At 35.8% G+C, this 21,841-nt stretch carries 14 protein-coding genes; 7 read left to right on the top strand and 7 right to left on the bottom strand.

From position 1 onward, the window contains the following. Nucleotides 1–75: 75 nt before the first annotated feature. On the top strand, nucleotides 76–912 hold the full coding sequence (locus CG11_RS02970) for a DUF6503 family protein (protein ID WP_052592967.1): 837 nt from the start codon (nucleotides 76–78) through the stop codon (nucleotides 910–912). Nucleotides 913–1,511: 599 nt separating this feature from the next. After that, the gene (locus CG11_RS02960; protein WP_052592963.1) at nucleotides 1,512–2,660 is read left to right on the top strand and encodes a DUF2891 domain-containing protein; all 1,149 of its coding nucleotides are present in this window, start codon (nucleotides 1,512–1,514) and stop codon (nucleotides 2,658–2,660) included. Nucleotides 2,661–2,791: 131 nt separating this feature from the next. Here CG11_RS02960 and CG11_RS02955 read toward each other — a convergent pair whose 3' ends face one another. Beyond that, nucleotides 2,792–3,691, bottom strand: coding sequence for a lipopolysaccharide assembly protein LapB (locus CG11_RS02955; RefSeq protein ID WP_052592961.1), 900 nt, complete (start codon nucleotides 3,689–3,691; stop codon nucleotides 2,792–2,794). A 411-nt stretch (nucleotides 3,692–4,102) separates the two neighbouring features. On the opposite strand from CG11_RS02955, the gene CG11_RS02950 reads away from it, so the two are divergent. Beyond that, complete coding sequence (locus tag CG11_RS02950; RefSeq protein WP_197043770.1) at nucleotides 4,103–5,740, top strand: OmpA family protein; 1,638 nt, start codon at nucleotides 4,103–4,105, stop codon at nucleotides 5,738–5,740. A 66-nt stretch (nucleotides 5,741–5,806) separates the two neighbouring features. On the opposite strand, the gene CG11_RS02945 is transcribed toward CG11_RS02950, so the two are convergent. The 4 genes from CG11_RS02945 to CG11_RS02930 form a co-directional block, all read right to left on the bottom strand. Continuing rightward, nucleotides 5,807–7,978, bottom strand: a complete 2,172-nt coding sequence (locus CG11_RS02945) for a T9SS type A sorting domain-containing protein (protein ID WP_052592958.1) — start codon at nucleotides 7,976–7,978, stop codon at nucleotides 5,807–5,809. 308 nt (nucleotides 7,979–8,286) lie between these two features. Further along, entirely contained in the window at nucleotides 8,287–8,913 is a 627-nt protein-coding gene (locus CG11_RS02940) for a chloramphenicol acetyltransferase (RefSeq protein WP_197043769.1), read from the bottom strand. 128 nt (nucleotides 8,914–9,041) lie between these two features. Continuing rightward, nucleotides 9,042–11,075, bottom strand: a complete 2,034-nt coding sequence (locus tag CG11_RS02935; RefSeq protein WP_052592954.1) for a transglutaminase domain-containing protein — start codon at nucleotides 11,073–11,075, stop codon at nucleotides 9,042–9,044. A gap of 172 nt (nucleotides 11,076–11,247) precedes the next feature. Beyond that, nucleotides 11,248–12,378 carry a hypothetical protein gene (locus tag CG11_RS02930; protein ID WP_052592952.1) on the bottom strand — a complete coding sequence of 377 codons (1,131 nt, stop codon included), beginning with the start codon at nucleotides 12,376–12,378 and terminating at the stop codon, nucleotides 11,248–11,250. 329 nt (nucleotides 12,379–12,707) lie between these two features. Between CG11_RS02930 and CG11_RS02925 the strand changes: the two genes are divergently transcribed. The 3 genes from CG11_RS02925 (at nucleotide 12,708) to CG11_RS02915 (ending at nucleotide 17,639) form a co-directional block, all read left to right on the top strand. Next, entirely contained in the window at nucleotides 12,708–15,110 is a 2,403-nt protein-coding gene (locus tag CG11_RS02925; protein ID WP_052593019.1) for an endonuclease MutS2, read from the top strand. Nucleotides 15,111–15,435: 325 nt separating this feature from the next. Continuing rightward, nucleotides 15,436–16,419, top strand: a complete 984-nt coding sequence (locus CG11_RS02920; RefSeq protein WP_052592950.1) for a hypothetical protein — start codon at nucleotides 15,436–15,438, stop codon at nucleotides 16,417–16,419. A gap of 5 nt (nucleotides 16,420–16,424) precedes the next feature. Next, nucleotides 16,425–17,639, top strand: coding sequence for a T9SS type A sorting domain-containing protein (locus tag CG11_RS02915; RefSeq protein ID WP_052592948.1), 1,215 nt, complete (start codon nucleotides 16,425–16,427; stop codon nucleotides 17,637–17,639). Nucleotides 17,640–17,721: 82 nt separating this feature from the next. Here the strand turns inward: CG11_RS02915 and CG11_RS02910 are convergent, their stop codons facing one another. Beyond that, complete coding sequence (locus CG11_RS02910; RefSeq protein WP_156039638.1) at nucleotides 17,722–19,581, bottom strand: BamA/TamA family outer membrane protein; 1,860 nt, start codon at nucleotides 19,579–19,581, stop codon at nucleotides 17,722–17,724. A gap of 214 nt (nucleotides 19,582–19,795) precedes the next feature. After that, nucleotides 19,796–20,908 (bottom strand): DUF547 domain-containing protein, encoded by a 1,113-nt coding sequence (locus CG11_RS02905; RefSeq protein ID WP_052592944.1) that lies wholly within the window; start codon nucleotides 20,906–20,908, stop codon nucleotides 19,796–19,798. A 414-nt stretch (nucleotides 20,909–21,322) separates the two neighbouring features. Between CG11_RS02905 and CG11_RS02900 the strand changes: the two genes are divergently transcribed. After that, complete coding sequence (locus CG11_RS02900) at nucleotides 21,323–21,703, top strand: hypothetical protein (protein WP_052592942.1); 381 nt, start codon at nucleotides 21,323–21,325, stop codon at nucleotides 21,701–21,703. Nucleotides 21,704–21,841: the final 138 nt, after the last annotated feature.

Below are 21,841 nucleotides of genomic sequence, written 5' to 3'. Positions count from 1 at the left end.
ATGGATCTGACAACAAAAAGCAAAGCACTTTTGTTTATGGGCTTTATATTTTTTCATCTATAAAAGTTAATTTTCATGTACTATCAATCTATCATTTCCTTTTTTTTATTCACCCTCATAATTGCTTGTAGCTCTCCTGAAGAAAAAGCTGCTTCTGATATAGATTCTAATTCTATTACAACAACAGAAACAACAACAGAGGCTCCCCAGAAGCATCAAAACGAAAACGCTTTTGTAGCCAAAGTCGAAGAAGCGCACCATAGAGAAGATTTTTTATCTAAAAAAGCCATTCAATTTGATATTGTATTAACTTTTGGTGGCAATGAACGTCTCAATGGAACAATTCTAACAACGACGGATTCTCGCCGAGGAGTTATTACACATAAAAATGGTCATAAGGTTTACTACAATGAGAATGATGTTTACTATTCTCCAGAAATGGAAAATCCACAGCGAATCCGTTTTGGAGCCTACACGTGGCCTTACTTCTTTCTTTATCCATACAAATTAAGTGACCCTGGAACCAATTGGAAAGCTTACGAGAATTCTATGTTGAACGACAAAGAATACTTTACTCAGCAACTTACGTTTGATGCGGGCACAGGTGATGATCCTGAAGATTGGTATATTGCTTATGCCGATAAGGAAACACACTTGATTGATGTTGCAGCTTATATCGTTACTGCTGGAGGAAGCACTCAAGCAGAAGCAGAAAAAGATCCTCATGCCATTCAATACAAAGATTATACAATGATCGATGGTATTCCTATTGCTCAAAATTGGATTTTTTGGGAATGGAGAAAAGAGGAAGGACTAACCAAAGAATTGGGTGCTGCAACATTGAGCAATATCAAATTTGTGAATGTAAACGAAAACACCTTTGATGCCCCTGAAAGCTTTTCAAAAACTTAACAAAGTATTTCCTCAAAGTATATTACCTTTAGAGCTATGTTCGATGCGAACATAGCTCTTTCTTTTCTTTACAAACAAATCATCCTCAAAGCCTCCTTCCTCTTATTACAAAGTTTTGTATATTGAGTCCCAATCATCAAAAAAACTCCACTTATTCCCATGCAATCTACTCTTTTTGACTTTGGCTTCTTTCATTCTAGTTTGTTATTTCTACCACTAGTGATTGGATTTACATCTTTTCCTTTTGTAATTTTCTTGGATTATCACAAAAAAGAAAATGTACATATTTCTATTATTTATTTGGTATTATTTTACAGTTGTTTGTATCTTCTGATTCCAATATTTTTAACCATAGCCCTTCAATACTTGTATGTTTTGTTGCTTGTTCCTGTAACTGTCTTTGGTATAGCATTAAGAAAAAAGAAAAATAAACCTCCAAGCCTTTGAGTTACTTCTATTGTTGAAGCAAAATAGTTACAACTATCATTACTCCGTTGAAAATCGTATTAGATTCCCTATTATGTATTAGAAGTATTCTAAAGTGCTGTTGTTTCCACCTTAACAACAGCAATTATTCCATCTATTCAATCTAAAATATCATGCCCTCAACGAAACACCTTTTTATTTTACTCTTGGTCTATCTATTGTTTTCTTGTGATTCGAATCAATCAACAACTACTGAAAACATTTCAAAAGAAAAGACATCAACACCAACTACTATGACTCCTAAACCATCTATTCCTGCTCCCAAATTGGATTTAACAGAAGCTAATCGACTTGCTAAACTACCGCTGACCTGTATGGAAACAGAATATCCAAACAAACTGGGACAAGTATTGTCGGGAGCTGAAGATTTAAAAGCCCCCAGTATTTTGCACCCTGCTTTTTATGGCTGCTTTGATTGGCATTCGGCCGTTCATGGGCACTGGTCATTGGTACGTTTACTTAAGGAGTTTCCCAACTTGGAAAATGCAGAAGCAATTAAACAAAAATTAGCGGCACGTATTTCTAAAGAAAATATTTTACAGGAAGTTGACTACTTCAAACAACCTCAAAACAAAAGCTATGAACGCACCTATGGTTGGGCTTGGTTGTTAAAATTAGCAGAAGAATTACATACTTGGGATACTCCCTTTGCTAGAGAGTTAGAAAATAATTTGCAGCCCTTAACTAATCTTATTGTTGATAACTACCTTGAATTTTTGCCAAAACTCTACTACCCTATTCGTATAGGAACTCATACCAATACAGGATTTGGGCTCACTTTTGCCTATGATTATGCCGCTACAGTTGGACACAATGCGTTAAAGGATTTAATTACTAATAGAGCTAAAGATTTTTTCTTGAAAGATGAAAATGGTCCATTAGAATGGGAACCTGGGGGATATGATTTTTTGTCTCCTTGCTTGGAGGAAATAGATATTATGAGAAGAGTCCTTCCTAAAGAAGAATTTGCTGATTGGTTGCAAAAGTTTTTACCGCAATTATCTCAATCCGATTTCAAACTAGAACCAGGTATTGTTAGCGATCGTACCGACGGTCACTTAGTGCATTTGGATGGCGTTAATTTTAGTCGAGCTTGGTGCTTGTATGGAATTGCCCAAACGTTGCCTGAATATGCTCACTTAGAAACCGTTGCTCATCAGCATATTCACCACTCTTTGCCTGAAATTGTAGACGGACATTATGAAGGTGGGCACTGGTTGGCTAGCTTTGCTATTTATGCATTAGGCAGTCAGCCTTCTTAGCATTTTTTATTTGGGCTAACTATTTGAGAATAATGTAGCGTTACTCTCAAATAGTTAACTCCTCTTATTTATCATTTTAGTTTTTTGCAATAAAAGGCTAGCAATTCAAACTAATGCAAAACATCCTCTTTTTAAGCTAACAACTCCTGCACTTCTTCCCACAATGGATATTGGGCAGCCAATTCTTTGAGCGCTGCTTTATTTTTTGTAATTCTATGAATCTGAAAGTCGCAAATTAGGCTTAGTTCTTCGGCTTGTGAAAGTACCTCACTGTAATGTTCACTCAAACTATCAAACTCAATAAAAATAGCTTCGTTGACTCTCGGACTTAGTTCTTTAATTAGCAACCATATTTTCTCATTGTTATAAATAGAACGAGGCATATAGAACCAATCGGCATAATTTAAAGTCATGTTGCCTTCCGTCCGAAGGATACGCTCCCAAGTTTTTAAATAAGCCTCTTTTTTTAATTCCATTCCATACGCCTTAGCCAAACACTGCAAAACAGCTATATTGGGACTTTCTAAAGCAGCAATTGTTTGAACAACGGCTTCCACTTCTCCTTGTGCCAATTGCTCAGACAACGTCCAAGCTTGATTTTTAGCAGTCAGATAAGGTTCTACTGTATAATTGATACTATCTTGAATCGAAGCCTTATCATCAAGTAATTCTTCTTCTTCAGGCATTTTGTCTATGGCAATATTGATATATTCCAAAGCCTCTGTGTATTGTCCGATTTGTTCATACATATTGGCAATTTCACGATAGGCACCATCTACATCATCATCATATTCCAAAGCCTTTTTATAACTTTCTATTGCTTTGATGGGTGTTCCATTAAAATCGTACACATCACCAACCAAGTACCAACAGTCTGCCAAGAGCTCTACCTGATCGGCTAAGAGCGTATCTCCTAAATTTAAATAAGGTAAAAATTCACTTTTGAACCATTGATAACCTCTGCTATGTAACAAAGCAATGCCATCTTCTTCTACTTCTGCTAAAAATGCTTTTAATTCTCCTTTATCCATTCGATTATTATTTTTAGTAGTTCATTGATTAGCTGCGCTGCTACTGCGTGGTACTTCATGAGCGCTTCGCTTTTAGTTAGCTTTGTTACTCCCTACGGTCGTGAACTCGCATAGCTCGGTTCGCTGCTAACTATTGTATTTCATCACAACAATACAACCTTAAAAAGCTGTTTTACAAACTAATACAATTAAAAAATCACTCACAATAGTTTCTACAAAACATCACGTTCTCAATATTCTACGTTGCTAGTATATTCACAATATTAGATATTTACTGCAAATATAAATTAATAGCTTAAGAAGAACAAGCTAGCGAAACTAAACCCATTTATTTTATCAAAAATCACCTAAATAATAATTATGGCAACATCAATAGATAAGATTCAAGAATTGGAGGATGAACTACAATACATGGATGATAAATTATGCTATTATGGAGAATTATTTAACGCTGATGGCTACATTAGTGACGAAGAAGACAAAAAGCTAAAAAAAATGCAAGCTTCTATCGAAAAAGCAAAGGCAAAATTGGCTAAACTAAAGCAAATAAAACGTTCCAATAATAGAAAACTAAACGCTGCAAAAGCGTTGATTGCTGAATTGGAAAATGTATTTGTAGAAAGCAATTTAGAACTAACACCCTACACCAAACTACAAGACTACTCTATGGATATTGCAACCATTTCAGGTCGCATCAAAGCTAGTGGTGTTCTAGAACGTAAAGCACAGAAAATAATCGATCGCTTAGATGATTGGGACAAAAAGATTCATCAAGCAATTGATAAAAAAGTAGCTCTTATTCAGCAGAAAAAAGAAAAAAGCAAGACGAAGAAAAAAGAGGTACAAGAAGAAAGTTCTTCACCTAAATCTCAATCCAAAACAGAAATAAAAATAGTTTATTCTGACTATAAGTGGATTCCTCGAATTACAGGTCAATTAACAATTGAAAATGAAGCACCTAAAAAAATAAAAATTAAAAATTTAGAAACTACTCTAAAATACGCTATTCCATGGAATACTAGTGGTCAGTTAAAATTAACGATTAACCTAGATTTTATTTTCCAAAATGTACCTCAAAAAAAACATACAAAAACGGAGATAGTTATCATTGATTTTCATGTTGATGAAAAAGGTGTTTTTGTATTTGATACTAATAAAAATATTTCTTCTATGGAATCTGGATTCTCAATTGAATCAATGTTTATCGACTACTTTGTTGGGAAAATAGATGCCATGAAAGACTCCTTCAACCAACTAATTGATTCTAAATCCTTTGATGATGCCAAGCAAGTTGGCAAGAAAATGGTTGATAATTTTTCTATAGGTTCAGGATCACCTATCATTGATATGATTACTAAAAATATCAGTAAAAATCGTATCAATTCTAACATTAGTGTTGATGCCAACACAGACAAAAACACAAACAAAGTATCTATAAAAGTTCATTTTAAAGTTGGAGGCATCAGTTTTGGGGCTTCTCTATCTCCTGTTAATGTTGGTGTAGATACTCAATTTTCAATACCTGAGTATAGCAAAGATAATAATGTTGCTGCGATATTATTTGAAGTAAAAAAACGTAAAAAAGAGACCGATAACTCCTCCATAAAATTTGAAAAAAATGAAGTTACTCTAGACAAAGGCGATAAAAATCAATTACATCGGCTAATTGTTGAAGATTTTTCAAAATTAGTAGCCACCAAACTAAAAAAGGATTTCCCTCATAAAACATTCTCTACACAAGAAATTAGCATGATTAGGGACTTAACGCTAAAACAAAAAAATGATGAGTACTACTCCATTTACCTTGAAGGCACAACAAGCTGTGAAGGTAGTGAAGAGATTAATAGAAAAATTTCAAAAGGCAGGCAAAATAGTGTCAAAGAATACTTAATAGAGCTTGGTGTTGAGCCATCAAATTTTGTATTAAGTCCTCCAATTGGAAAACTAAAATGTAGAAAATATATGGGCAGTGATGAAAAAGAAAAAGACAACCCCAAAGAAGTCAGCATTGTCCTTTCATTAAAAAAATTAAAAATGCTCTCTGAGTAAAAAAAAAAGAAGCCATATCGTTTGATATGGCTTCTCATTTATACTAAAAGTATCTTGATAGTGATGCTATTCAATAATCAACTTTGTAGTTGTCATTTCTGCACCAATATTGAAGTTCATCATATAAACACCTTTAGCTAATTCAGTAGTATTCAATTCAACTCTTTCTGATTGAATATTACCTAAGTTTTTCTCCAAAACAGTTTGTCCTGTAACGTTAACGATACGGATAGAAACATCATTGGCTACTTGCATATCCAAATCTACAAATACAGTTGTGCGAGCAGGATTTGGGAAAACAGATAGACTGTTCAATACCTCAAGGTCATTTATACCTACAATTGTTACAGTTACATTAGAAACAGAAGTACATCCATTCGCATCGGTAACAGTAACACTATAAGTAGTATTGTTCGTCAATCCTGTTGCAGTAGCTGTTGTTTGATTCGCAGCAGCGGCATCCCATTGGTAAGTGTATCCAGGAGTTCCCCCTGCTCCAGAAACAGTAGCTGTACCATCTCCATTATCTAGAATTGTAGAGGTTAACAATGTTGGCTCATTTACAGTCAAAGTAGATCCAACAACCGTACATCCATTAGCATCTGTGCTTGTAACAATGTAGCTACCAGCACTCAATCCTACGATAGTATCTGTTGTAGCAGAGTTGCTCCATAGGTAAGAATATGGTGCAGTTCCTCCTGTTACAGTAGTAGAAGTAGTTCCATCAGTACCTCCATTACAAGATACATCTGTAACAGCATTTCCAGTAGCAACCAATGCCGTTGGCTCTGTCAAAGTAACAGTAGCAGTAGCAGCACAGTTTGCAGCATCAATGATAGTTACACCATATGTTCCCGCAGTCAAGTTAGTTGCTGTAGCCGTTGTTTGGTTAGCAGCAGCGGCATCCCATTGGTATGTATAGGGTGTTGTTCCATTGGTACCTGTTGCAAGTGCTGTTCCATCAGCACCTCCATTACAAGAAATATCAGCACCGTTATAGTTAGAACTTACAGCTGCTCCAAGTGTTGGTGATACAGGGTTGTCAACTACAAATGTATCTGAACCTATACAACCCTCTGAATCAGTAAATGTTGCGATATAAGAACCTGCCGCCAAATTGGTTGCTGTAGCCGTTGTTTGGTTAGCAGCAGCGGCATCCCATTGGTACGTATATGGTGCTACCCCTAATTGTGGACTTACTGTCGCAGTACCTGTTGCTTGATCACAATTAGACACCGTTGTATTCGTTGTTGTCGTTAAAGTAATTGGTGCTAAAACAGTTGTGTCACTTGCTGCACAGAAAGTATTCCATCCTAAAATTGTATCGTACTGAATAACGGTATATGGTGGAGGTGTTGTATACGTATGTGTCGTATCAATAACTTTTGTTACAGGGTTTCCTTCTCCTAAGTCATAAGCATAAGATACAGCTAATGCATTAAAGAAAGCTGCTCTATTGTACATTGGATCTGTTAAAATAACAGACGAATTATCGGTAAATGTCACAACTCCAGCAGCACACATATATGATCTACTTGAAGTAAATGAAGAGGTCAAATCATAGCTAACATGTGGGTAAACCAAAACATCTGCATCCAATGCCGCTCCTCCAATGCTAATAACGTATGAATTCAACCAGTTTCCTCCAATATTTGCTCCAGATAGCCATTGTTGTCTACCATCGCCACTAGTATAGTCATTGTATACTAGACCAACGCCATTGGGGCTATTGTTCTCAATTACAACACAATAAGGTTGTGTCATAGTTATGGGTGTTGTGAAATTTGCTGTTTTTTCAAGAACAGCTAATGAACCTCCACCAAAAGTAGTATCTACAGGTACGTTAACAGTAGCTAATGGTGCCCCTGTAGGCAAAGAATCTGCTCCTGCCAAGTAAATAGATACAGGAACATTCGCAGAAATACCTCCTGTTGCATCTGATTTAAACGCATAAAATGTTGCACCACTTATAGTAATTGCTTGTGCAGCATTAAAATACTGAGATGCCGCTTGTGCAGATGTTGCATTATTTAAGGTAAGAATACGTAAACCTGTTGCTTTTGCCAATGTAAACTCTATCGTGTCCACACAGTTCAAGGTCGTTGCTTCAGGTGCATTCGAAAAAGTAGATAATTGAGGTTGAAATGAAATTGTTTTGTTAATAGGTTGTAGGTTTTGTGCCATAGATACTGACGCAAATACAATACACAATAAAATAGTGATTAAAGGTCTTGTCATTTTCTTAGTTTTAAAGTGGTTTGTTAGTGAATGATTAAAATTGATACAACTCATCTTATCTTAAATCGGTCACAAAGATATTATATTAAAACTAAAAAGTCCAGTTTGTTTTTTTTAAAGGAGCATATTTAACACTTCAATATTTCTAAATAAAAAGGGGAAGCCCCATCTACGCTTTACTAGAGGATGGTTTATTTTTTTGTTATTTTTTTTTGTTTTATTTTTAAATTAGTTTGTTGGCACTAAATCTCTCCTTCAATTAAACCTCTAGCAACAACAAAACACACAACCAACTACTAATCAGAACCTTAAACAAAGTTTAAATTTTCTTTTTGCAAACGTTCGAATAGCTGACCAACATGAAAGCCATCCACCAAAGCATGGTGAACCTCAACAGAAAGCGGCATTTTTAGCTCATTTTCTTCTTTAAAATATTTCCCAAAAACAAAACGAGGGATACTGTCTTCCATTCCTGTTTTTCGAGCATGTTGAAACCCTGTAAATGATACCCAAGGTAACGCAGAAACATATATTACATTAGGTTCTCCATGTGGCACAAAACCTCTTTCTTTTTTTTGATGTTCAATATCTGCTTGGCTTTTAACAATAAAATCCCTAAGATTTTCTTTATAGGCTACGGTTCCATACATAAAGGTTTCGTCTTCTAACAAAATTGTTACTCCACTATCAATGCTTGTATATTCGTATACATCTCCATGATAAATTCTATATCTGAACTCAGGAATTGTTTGAATCACTTTTAACAAAGTATGCAACATAGTATAAAAATACGGCAGTTGATTTGTCTTTGTATACGCATAAAGTTCTGTTACGTTGATATTAGCGGTTATGTTAAAGAAAGGTTGATCAAAGGTCTTAAAAAACTCGTATTGAGGCAATCGTTTCCAAGTCGCTAGATTTATTTTTTTAGCCATCGTCATAGTGGTGTTTTATATAAATGGATTCGAGTCTCCCAATTAAATTACAATCAGGATTAGCATATTATTAGTTTTTTCTATTAGACTTATATCATCTGTTGGTGTCCTGTCAAACAAACCATGCACTAAGATTGTGCAGCGATTATCATTCGTTTAATCTTAGTAATCTTTTGAAGTATCAAATGTATTTTTGCGTTTTCAGCTTGACGAATATGTTGGCGATACTCCATGTATTTTACATGTCGATAATGTTCCAAGCGATTATCACTCCAAAAAACCTGTATGGTCTGATGCATATACTGAATTTCATTTTCCAACCAACGAATTAATCTCTGCTGAAATCCTAGGCAATTTTTTAACTGCTCTTTATATTGTAATAATTTGTTTTCTAAGTTTACGAATACACCAATAGAATATTGTAGCGTATTTGCCCTTTGAGTCTTACGGCTTCTTTCTTTTTGTAACAATTCTAATTGATTATCGATCAACTTACAATACAATTGCATTCTTTTTTGAGAAGCTAATTGTTTTTGGTACAAAGTAAGCAAAAAGGTGTCGATAATAACCTTGTTAATACTATCTGCCCGTGAGAGGCTCTTCTTAAACCAACCTTTGTCCAATACCTGAGCATCCTCATACACCAAGGACAACGCTAATTTTTTTTGATCAACAATTTGTCGCAGAGCTTTTAAATTTCCTCGATGAATATGCATAACCAACTGTTCTTTAGGATAAATAATCTCTTGTATTTTTTCGTCTAAAAACTGCAATAAAGAATCTTTTTGAACCATCAAGGCATTCGCCACTTCTTCTAAGGAATCTAATGTTTGATGTAATAACACATTCCGAGGAGCATGGATAATAGAATTTTGAATTGCTATTTCAGAATTCGCTTTGTCCATATTGTTAAATCTAATTCTTTGCCTTTTTTTATGACGCAAGTGCTTTTCTACCAATTGCTGACTATTCAAATTATCATTTTCAATTTTTACAATTAATGCCTCCTGTTCTGTATTTTTTTGAGAACGCTTTTGCAGCTGCTGAATATGCCCTCTATTGCTGTCAAACAAACGTTTTTTCCACGCCCAACTTTGTGCCATTTTGTTCTTATATTCTTGATTATTATCTTCAACACTCTGACGCAAAGCTATTTCGGCAATATTAGCATAGTCTGCCATTCTTTGCAAATAGCGCTTTGAGGCGATTAAGGCACTCGTTTGAGGATCATAAGTCGCACGAAACAAACTATCTAAAGCTAGATAATAAAGGTATCCTTTTACTTGATGATTGCTAGAGTTAATAGCATGCGCCTCTTGGGCTTCCAACAACCATTGCTCTATTTTAGATTGTTGAATAAATGCATCAATAGCGGGGTTACTCTGATAGGTTTTGGGAAACCAAGACAAATGACTATGAATGGCCCATCCCCCCGCTTGATATGCCTCAAAGGCAAGTGGTTGCTTGAGCAATTGATACCTTTTTAAGTTTGGGAAATGGGTAAAAATAAATTCATCAGGAGCAACAAACAACCAAGCAGGGTTAAATTTTTGAACATACTTAAATCGAGGAATTATCCTACCATTAAATAGTTTGACTATTCCTTTGGCAAATACCTGTTGTTGACACTCTATGCGACCACTAGCATAGGTCAAATCTATCAAATGCCAATGACCATTAATTTGAACGATTGACCAACTATGTTCAGCACGATACAAAGTATCTTTGGAGAAGAAATCAAATCCTTTGGTATAACCATTTACAATAGCAGCTTGTATTCCAACACTACCACACATATCTTTGAATAATTGAGCGTATTCATGACTCAAAGCTTTTTTGGAGCGCAAAATCTCTACAGAAGTTTTTTCTGATAGCAAACGCTGTTTAAATGCTTGATAATTGTATTGAATATTCGTAGCAATCCAGTAAGCTATTGCAAGTACTTTTTGATCCTCTCTCTTATAATTTTGAGTCAAATAAGTAGCTAAAGCCGTAGGGGTTTTAGTTAGTGATTTTGGTATAGATTTGCTTTGTTTATAAATTTCTAAGGTATCTAAAACTAATGTATCTTGTGCCTTACTCTCTTCAAACAATACAATCAGCCCTCCTATTAAAAAATACTTTAGAAGCACAATTGCTTTAGATTGAAAAAGACATCTCATTGACGCAGTTGTTTTGTTAGATCGTAGTTTATTGATTATTTGTAAGATTGTTATCGCTTAGTTAGCAATGGTACTACTCCACGTGGCTTCAACAAACTTAAGTACATTGACAACAAAAAAAGCCACCAAATAATGTGATTAAAAACGCCCCAAATATTCTTACACCTCTCACTTAAAATACAAGTTCAAACTCTTGAATACCAAAACTCTTTCCGTTAATTTGTAATTCAACTTGATGTCTTCCTTCGTATAAAACCCTTGTACTCAACTGCTGAAACAATTGTTTTTTCTTAAGTTGAATGGACTGGTGCCCTTCCAATTCTAACACTTTTAACTTAAACACTTTAGGTGCTTGGCTTCCATTTGCTTTTTTAAAATGAATGATATAGTCCACTACTAACCGTTGAGAGTAGGCACTTTGGGATTCTATATCAAAAGAAAAAACAAGTTGCTCACCCAACTTCAATTGTTGTTTCTCCAAGGCAAAACGCTGCACTTTAACTTCAGGATTGTTGGAAAAACCCAAAATTTTTAAAGCACCAGCATCTCCAGCTTTTACCAAGGTTCTCAATGCGTGCTTGGTCAACCATACTATTTTAGGATTAGGTTGCTTATTCCATACTTCTAAGTGAGCAAGTACTAAGTCTTTCCGATCTTTTGTCAAATCGTTTAGATGATTGGCTACCGACCGCCTCACATACAATTCAGGGTCATTCCTCAGCATTGCCAACAAATCCATAATGACAGTATAATCATCATCGTACACCGTAACCCTAGGTGCCCAAGGCAAACGTGGACGTGTTCCTTCTGAAACTAATCGGCGAACATGCTGATTATCATCTTTGACCCATGTTTGCAATTTGCCAATCATTTGGAGAGGAAATTTATTTAAAAATGGTCGTATGGCAAATTCCGCACTAAATCGCTTCGTCATTTCATATAAAAACTGCGTAGACAGCTCAAAATGTTGTGCATCCAAACCATAACGACTGACATATACCCCATGCGGCATATACATAAATGCATTTTGCCCTGTAAAGTCAGGAGCATCCAACTGTTCGCCAAAAGAATCCAATAAAATTTGTCCAGCCAATTCAAAATCCTTGGGTAACAACTCATAAAGTACGTCTGCAATCAAATTAGCTCTATCTTTAAAAGCTAAACTAGATAGCTTCGTAAGTACTCTTTTTTCTAACTGTTTTACATCAAAATCTTGCCACACCTTCTTTATATCATGCCCAATCTTTTTAACCGTCTGGGCATTAATCACCTCACTAAATTCAAATTTCTTCTCTGGTTTCATTATTAATTATAACTTGAACATCGCTCCCTTGAATATAGAAAAACTAAAAAAGCAGCGGAGTGTTACCTAAACACGAATGGATTAAATGAAAGCTACAACTTCTTTCATAAAAATAATTAATTTCTACTAGAAGTGAACTATTTTTGCAGTAGATGTTTTTAAACTGTGAGGCATTGCTATTAGAGTAACTTAATAATAGTGCTTCTATCAATACAGATGTTACTCCATTTTACAATTCAACTCTTTTAAGTGAACACCTACATTGATTCTTAGTAGAATTGAAATCTGTAACTTTAGGGCAACCAATTATGACAAAGCATAGATTAGAAATGAAACTTGCACCGAAAGATTTATACCAAACTTTAGAGTTTGACAAAATACTAGAATTAACTGAAGATTACTGCTACGGTACATTAGGAAAGGAATATTTTCAGCAATTAATTCCAAGTACGGAAGCTTCGCAAATTGAGCGTTGGCTTTTAGAGGTATTTGAATATACTCAAACGTATGAAAACAACCACAACTTTCCGATGAGTCAATATGCCAGCATCAACGATGATTTGCGTATGTTGAGCATTGAGGGCTACGTATTGTCTGTTGAAAGCTTGCGTAATGTAGCAAAAACGCTGTTGGTTTGTTATGGGATTTATGGCTTCTTTAGCAAACGAAAAAGCACCAAAACGCTTTATCCAACCCTCTTTGACATTATACGAGTAGCTGATTTTGACAAAGAATTGCTATCAGAAATACAGCGTGTTATTGATGAAGAAGGCAACATTCGCTCTGATGCCTCTCCTGAATTGATGCGCATTGCAAGAATGCAAAGTAGCAAGCGCCAAGAATTGGACAAAAAATTCCGTCAAATCATCGTCCATTATCAAAGCAAAGGTTGGCTAAAAGATAATATAGAAAGTTTTAGAAATGGTCGCCGTGTTTTGTCCGTTCCTGCTGAGCGAAAACGTCAAGTACGAGGTATTATTCACGATGAATCGGCTTCTGGGAAAACTGTTTTTATAGAGCCAGAAGGGGTTATAGATCTAAACAACGACATTTTTGACCTAGAACGAGACTATCAACGGGAAATTTATAACATACTAAGAGCATTAAGTGATCTCTTACGCCCTTATATTCCTCAATTGCAGCAATATGAACAAATTATTGTTCGCTTTGATACCATCCAAGCGAAAGCGCAAATAGCGATTCAGCTAGAAGCTACAAAGCCCAAAGTTTTGTTGACACCTCATTACAAGATGCGCAATGTCGTTCATCCCTTATTATCGATCAAAAATAAGCAAACGGGTACACCGACAGTTCCTTTTCATTTACACTTTAAGAAAGGCGTTCGTATTTTGGTCTTAAGTGGTCCTAATGCTGGTGGAAAATCTATTTGTATGAAAGCCGTTGGCTTAATCCAGTTGATGCTTCAAGCGGGTATGTTAATTCCAGCTAATGAAGGAGCTGAGATAGGTATCTTCAATCAAATTTTTGCCGATATTGGTGATCAACAATCTTTGGAAGATGAGTTGAGTACCTATAGTTCTCGTTTGCAAAATGCTCGTTTATTTATGGAGTTGGCAGATGACAAAACGTTGGTATTGATTGATGAGTTTGGTTCTGGTACAGATCCTAAAATGGGGGGAGCGATTGCAGAAGCTGTTCTAAGAGATTTGAATCAGAAAAAAGTCTACGGTGTTATTACCACCCACTATTCCAACCTTAAAGTTTATGCTTTTGAGAACAAAGGGCTAGTCAATGGCTCTATGATTTTTGACAAAGATACCCTCTCTCCTACGTATCAAATGAAAATTGGAAAGCCAGGTAGTTCTTACGCTTTTGAAATTGCGTCTAAAAGTGGCTTGCCCAATCACGTAATCGGCTACGCTCGCCGCAAAGTTGGCAAACAAAATCACAACTTGGATGAAATCTTGGTCGATTTGCAGCGAGAACGACAAAAAGCTGTAGAGGCGCACGAGCAAGTTCTAGAACATCAAAAACGATTGGATCAACTGATCAAAAACTATGAGTCGGCCTTTAGAGATTTGGAGTTCTCTCGTAAAAAATTAAAACTTCAAATTAAAGAGCAAGAATTGGTTGAAACCGAAAAGACCAACAAAGCACTTCAAAAAGTTTTAAGAGAACTCAAAACGGCTTCTAACAAGGAAAAAGCTGCCGAAAAAGCCAAAAAATTGCTCGACAAAGCACAGGAAGAACGCAAGCAAATGGTCGAAGATGTAAAAGGCGTCAAAGAAGGAATTTATGAGGTGTACGAACAAGAAGATGATGGTGTCATTGAAGAAGGCTCTTATGTCAAATTGCGCTCTGGCGGTGGAATGGGAATCGTTAAGGAAATCAAGAAAAAAGAAGCAAAGGTAGAATTAGGCAACCTTCATTTGATGGTTAAATTGAGAGACTTGCAGTTGATTAAAAATCCAATTTTAACGCATCGAACGGCTATTGTCAAAACAGACACCTTAAACAAAAATGCCCACTTTGATCCTAAAATTGATATTCGAGGGATGCGTTATGAAGATGCTTTGGAAAGAATTCAAGAATTCATGGATAATGCTTTAATGGCTAGTGTCAACGAGGTTCGAATCATTCATGGAAAAGGATCGGGTGCCTTGCGCAAGGTCGTTAATAGGAAATTAAGAGAATATAAAAATATCGTACGTTCTTATCATCCTGAACCCAATCAAGGGGGCGATGGTCTGACGATTGTAGAGTTGGGGTAACCCAATATAATTAGCTTTCTAGGTTGAATAATCACTTAGAAAGCTTTTTTTTATCCGTAAACCAACGTTTGTATTGCCTACTTTTTATTCTAATTTCTTCTCTTACTCCAAAGCAAATACTTACTCTTGCCGTCTACTAACTATAACTTCTCCCCTACTTCAAGCACCTATCTTCTATTCTCAACGAATATAGATTTAAAGCTAACGGATAAAGCCTTTGCGCTAACGAATAAACATACATCAATTTTCAAATATTCATATACCTTAACTTTGACAGTGAATTAATTTTTATTCGAAATAACTTTAATTAAAACATCAAAGGATTATGAATTTTAAACAAATAATGATCGTTTTAGGAATTGGGCTGATGAGCCAAAATCTATTTGCTCAATTTACAGACGCTACCTTTACGGGCAAAATATCTGTTGGAAGTGGCTTTTTCCCAAGCGCACCCGCTAAAGTCAGTATTTTTAAAACGCACACAGGATTACCCGCTTCAGGCGCTCCATTTACAAGCTATACAACAGGCTTGCAAATAACCCATCGCTTCTCAGGTACAGGTTCTTCTTATACCAATTATGTTTGGGATATGGGCGCGAACTACAGAGGCTTGCATTTCCATCATGGCAATATCAACCAAACCGTAATGAGCCTGACCAACGATCGTCAAGTAGGTATTGGATTAAACAACCCCAATGCAACATTGCATGTTAGGAATTTTAATGGTACTAGACTGGACGCTCATATAGAAGGATTTACGCTGCTAGATGGCAATCAAGCCTCGCTGCTATTAGGTGCAGAAACAGGAGCAAGTCATGGCGAATGGGGTATTGAATACAATCCTCATGCAAAGGGGCTTAACATATGGAAGCCTTATGGTGGGACTACAGGATATGCAGGCACCAACTACCACTTGTTTATTCGCAATGATGGAAAAGTTAGCATCGGTCTTGATCCAACTGCTAGTTCAACATTCAATGGAGATTACAAACTATATGTGGACAAAGGAATTTTGACAGAAAAACTAAAAGTAGCTCTCAAAAATACTACCGACTGGGCGGATTATGTTTTTGCAGACAATTATCAATTAATGCCTTTGGATCAAGTCAATGCCTTTGTCAAAGAACACAAACACTTACCTGGCGTTCCTAGTGCAGAAGAAGTGCAGAAAGAAGGTATTGATGTGGCTAAAATGGATGCTAAGTTGTTAGAAAAAATAGAAGAATTAACGCTTTATATGATTCAACTAAAAGAAGAAAATAAAGCCTTAAAAGCAGAAGTGGAAGTATTGAAAAATAAAATTAAGTAAGCACTATGAAAATTATTATGTATAAACTAATTAGTTTGTTTCTACTGGGGCTTGCTTGTAATAATGTGTGGGCTCAAGAAGCAACCATAGAGGGTCCAACAGAGATTTGCCCATCCAATTTTATTGTTAATAGCTATGAGCTCATGCATACTTGTGATGCCATAGACAGTGTCGATTGGCAACTTGATTATCCTGTGTCGATTCTCTATGCAGGTACTAATCCAGTAACGCTCACTTGGTCTACAACAGCAGCGTCTAACGAGGCAACATTAACCGTTACCTATATTTGTGTGGATCTTGATGATAGTGGCAATGTCGTAAGTACTCAAAGGGATACGGTAGAGTTGGATATTACCATCCTAAATATTAATGAGTCCGTTATTACCTCTTCAAGCATTGTCGAATTAGCTTGTAATGAAACAGAATTCACCGTCAATGTTAGTAGTCAACCAGGTTCTGAGGTCTACTCGGTTACTCATCCTGATTGTTTTGGCTATACATACGACGCTGCTAATTCTCAATTCAATTTTACAACAGATAATGCAGCTAGTGGAGAAATTTGTATTACGGTTTATCATCCAGAATGTGGAACATCCAAAACAGAGTGTATTACAGTAACTAGAGCTTGCGAAGATAACTTAACTTTTTCTGGAGCATCGCCTATCACAAACAGCTATAACTCTGTTAACAACTATATTACAGCGTCTGATGTATCAACTACCTCTTTTTCTAAATTAGAATTTAAAGCGGGCAAAGCTGTTTTGTTGCAACCTGGCTTTTATGGTAATGAAGTGTTTTTGGCGCATATAGGACCTTGTGCTTGCCTACCCGATGGAACAACAGGTTGTTTTCATGGAAAAGCGGTACAAGATAATTCTACAAGTGTAAGTTCTTCGCAAAACGATTTGCAAACAGCTGGTACAACTTCCAATTCTATTACGAATCAAAATACTGTCCTTCGTACTACAACAGAAATCACAAGCAATACACTCAGTATTTATCCGAATCCTTCAAAAGGAACCTTTACCCTCCAATTTCAAGCACAGCCTACTAATGCCAACATTCAAATTTTTGATATAATGGGTAGAGTTAGAAAAAATATTACTGTAAATCGTCCGTTGCAATCGATTGATGCTTCTGAGTTAGAGAATGGAGTTTATATAATTGTGGTATCCGATGGAGAACAATTATTGAAAGAAAAAATTATTATTTCAAAATAGATCACTTCCTCCGCTTTAGCACATTGTAAAATCAAGTTACAGAGCAGCTATTCTTTTTAGCTGCTCTTATTTTATAGCTAGATTAGAACGAGTACACATATCCAAAATGTACTTTACTATTATTAAAAATAATTGGATTGCCTTGCTGTGTTCCAAGTGCATAGCTGAGGGCAAAAATGCCTACCTTGGTCTCTAGGGCAACGCCAACACCAAAGCCCACAGGAAAATCATTCAATTGGGTACTAATTGTATTTCGTTGAACATAAGCAACATCTCCAAATAGATAAGCATAAGAATTTCGCCCAAATAGAAATCGCCATTCCAACGTCAATACATTGTACCATGTTGCCAAAATTGCCTCTTCGTCAAAACCTCTCAACAATTTATTCCCTCCTATTCGGTAGGTCTCATTATCATAAATAGGGTCTTTGGAAAGGATAATTCCTCCTCGATATCGAGCCATCAAAGTACTGGTTTTCCACAATTGAAAGAACTGACTGTGTTCTGCTAGAAATCGATACTGAAAGGTATTGGTGACTATTGTATCATACAAGGAGGCATAACTAAAGGTCGTATCCAAAGGATTTTCTATTTCTTCTATGGTATTATTTCGGCGGATTCTTTTCAAAGCAAAGCTAGCCACTAATTTACTCTCAAATCCTTTTCTAGGATTGTATTTATAATCTAAATTATCATAATAAAATTCTAACCCGAACGAACTGTTATCAATATCAAGCATACTTGGCAATCGCCGAGTTGCCCGAATTAAGTTGGTGTCTATATTGATTAAATTAGTCGTCGTATTAATCCAAAATGCCTTAATATAACTGTTCCCATTAAACAAATATTGCAACCCAACATCCGTTATAATATCAATATAAGAAGAATCTCGCTTGTATAATTTAAAGGAAAGATCTACTCCTAGGGGTGTTTTCAGCAAATAAGGCCAAGCAAATCGCACCAACAAATCGGAGGTTCCTAAGCTCAATTGTTGCCATTTCAATTGCAAGCGTTTGCCCGTTCCAAATGGATTGATCAAATCAATATCAATATTCCCTGTAAAATCAAACCGTTGTTGTCCTGTTACGGCATCTTTGCTAGGTAAAAAGCCAAGCAAAACATCTATTTTACTCGAAGGGCGGTCCATCAAAAACAAATTTAACTCTGCTTTATTGTCTCTAAATATGACATAAGGAGTTTGATAACTCGTTAAATATCGCAGGGCATTCATTCGATTTTGAACTTTCTGAACAAGTTTTTCGCTGTACAATTTTCCCTTTCGAATCCCTAAATAACTAGAGACAAAACCTTCTGTGATCCGAACTTTTTTCTTCCTTTTCTGCTTGGGCAAACGGCTCTTTCCCACAATCTTTAGTGCGTCAAAAAAGATAAGCGGTCCCTTTTCAAAATAAATGCGTGCCGACACTTCTTGCTCTACAATTCGAACACTATCAATATAGACTTGCGCAAATGGATAGCCATGATTTTCTAAATAAATCAATAACTTTTCTTGTAATGAGGCAACTTCTTTGTAATAAAAAGGTTGATCGGTGTACAGTCGCTCTTTAAATCCTACTGCTGCTAAAAAAGCATCGGTAACATTGCCATTTTTTAGATTCGCCCATTCGTAACGCTCTCCAACAAAAAGATAAGCTGAAAACTGAGTGCTATCATCTCGGAAAAACGTATCTATAGATGCTGTTAAATAAGCTTTGGCATGAAGCTGCTTTAAGATGTCTTGAAGTTTGTTTTGTATCTGGGCAGTATCTTCCAATTCATATTCAAACTGAATGCGTTGCTTTTTAAAAAAACGCTTGTCTTTGTCCAAGGAATACATCTTCAAAAGATACGCTTGCTCCACTTCTAATATTCCTACAGGAATACTATCCTCCACCTGTCCTAAGGATAAATAAGGAATAAAAAAGAGGAATATATATGCCAACCAATATTTAATCAATGTCTACAATACTTTTGTTAATATTTATTCTGCTCCACCTAACATTTCTCATTGCATAATCTTCATTCATACTTCATAGCAAACACTATTATTACTAACGAAAATAAGACAAAAACACGTTGGGATAAAACGTTAATTAAATAAAAAAGCTCTTAGAGTCATTATCTCCAAGAGCTTTTTTTTAGGATAAGTTGGTTGTCTATTGCTTATTCAAGTTCCAATCGTATTCTTTGTACGAAACTTTAGCATTATCCTTAATGGTCGTTTCTGAATATTTTTGAAAATAAGGAACAACTTTATCGCTGCCACCAAAATCACCAGCATACCAATTAAAAATTTGAGAGGCTTCAATTTTTTTGGCACTAACTGTATTGTAGCTTGGGTTATTGATAAACGCTTTTGCTTGCTTGTCATAGTACCGTTGAATATTGTCTTCTGTCCATGCCTTATTTAATAAGGGCGGGCAAGATGCAGCAGCACAATTGACGGCAAAATGCACCCTAGGTTCCTTAAATCGTTTCAGCAATTTATCCTTTTCAATGTTATTTAAGGTAAGATTTTCGCCGTTAATGACAATTTTTTTCTTATCCCAAATTTTTCCCCCTTCCAATTTCATGATACTGCTAACAGGATAACTTTCTACAATTGAGTGAATGGTGATTGCATTATACATATTAATCCAATATGCCATTTCTTTATTTTTAGACCAACTGCTTTGAGGAGGATTGTTTTTTAACAACTCTAAATAACTAGCCAGCTTTGCTTTATCTTTTTGAAAACCTCCATAATTTACATTTCCACTACTATTGACATACTTGCGCAGCAAAGCATCAAATGCATCGTGGCTCAAAGCTGGTTTAGCAGGCTTTGGAGCAACACTAGTTGTTGATGTCGGTTTAGAAGTTGTTGTTGTAGTATTTGTAGTTGGCTTAGAGGAAGTCGTAGTCGTTGTTGTTGTAGTGGTTGTCTCTTCTACTTGTACAGGTTCTGGCTCTGGCTTTATCGGCTCATTTTTAGCCACCACATTGCTTTTATTCGTTGCTGGTGTAGGATAAACAATATCGGTTTGTGTACTGGAAACATTTTCGGGAGTAGGAGAAGCCGTTGCAGCATTCGTTGCTGCTTCATTGCCTATGATTTCTCCTTCTGGATGCTCTGTAGCACTAGTTGTAATTGCTACCGCAACATCCTCTGTTGGATCGGGTGTGCTTGTAAGTTCACGTTGTTTTGTATTATTTTCTGTTGTTTCTGACCCCGAGCACGCTATTGTAAACATGGTTACCAAAAACAAACTAAGCCATACTTGTTTCATAAAAATTAATATTAATTTGAAATTACCCATCCACTTATCTCAATAAGTGATCAGATTTTAATGTTAAAAATGGGGTAAGTCTTAAGGTGTGTCCCGAACCCTTTGGAAGATTCAATAAGATAATAATTTCCTGTTAATTCAACTAAAAATGTATATAGATTGTTTTAAAAATTAGTTTTTTCTAGGCTTTTCTTTAAACTACTTTGATAGATATTTAAATAAGCAAACAGAAGCTATTCAAATCAACTTCGGCTATTAAATATGCTATCCTTATGCCCTTGCATTCGCATTCGTCCCCAGCATTCATCGGCAAATTATAACTATATCTTCTACCTTTTGCGTATTTTGTTTAAGCATCTACACTCTTTAAATGCGCTTTTTATGTATTTCATTACCACTTTAAAACGTTAAATCATGTGTAACTTAAACCAAGGTTTCAAACTCTGTTCTTGTGATAGTGACCAATTAACTCCCGATGAAATTGGTTGGATTCTAGAACGTAAAAACGCTGTTAAACAAGCTAGCTCCTTAAGAGGCAAACCATTTATTTATAAAATGAATCAAAGTGAACAAGCACTAAAATCAGAAGTTGTCCAGCAATTAAACCAACGGAATTGCTTTGATTTTGATTATCAACCACAAGAAGACGATTTTCTAAGAATTAGGGGCAATAAGAAGTCCTTCTGGATGGCTTTTCGCTACCAACAAGGGCGTTGGGAAGAAGACGAAAGCACTAAATTTAATCGTTGGCGCCAACAACTAGAGAATTACAACAAAGGAATTATTACCCATTAAATGAATGCTCAAAATCCCTCCACTAGAATATTCCTTTATTCCATCAAATCATCATTCCATCTCATCTACGTAATTTTACGGATAGCTATATTCTGTCTTTTTACGGATAGCTAACGGAGTCTATTTCATCTAATTTTA

The organism is Aureispira sp. CCB-QB1 (assembly GCF_000724545.1).
GTDB lineage: Bacteria > Bacteroidota > Bacteroidia > Chitinophagales > Saprospiraceae > Aureispira.
Note: the sequence above shows the minus strand (reverse complement) of the source record. Positions and strands in the feature narration are given on the sequence as shown.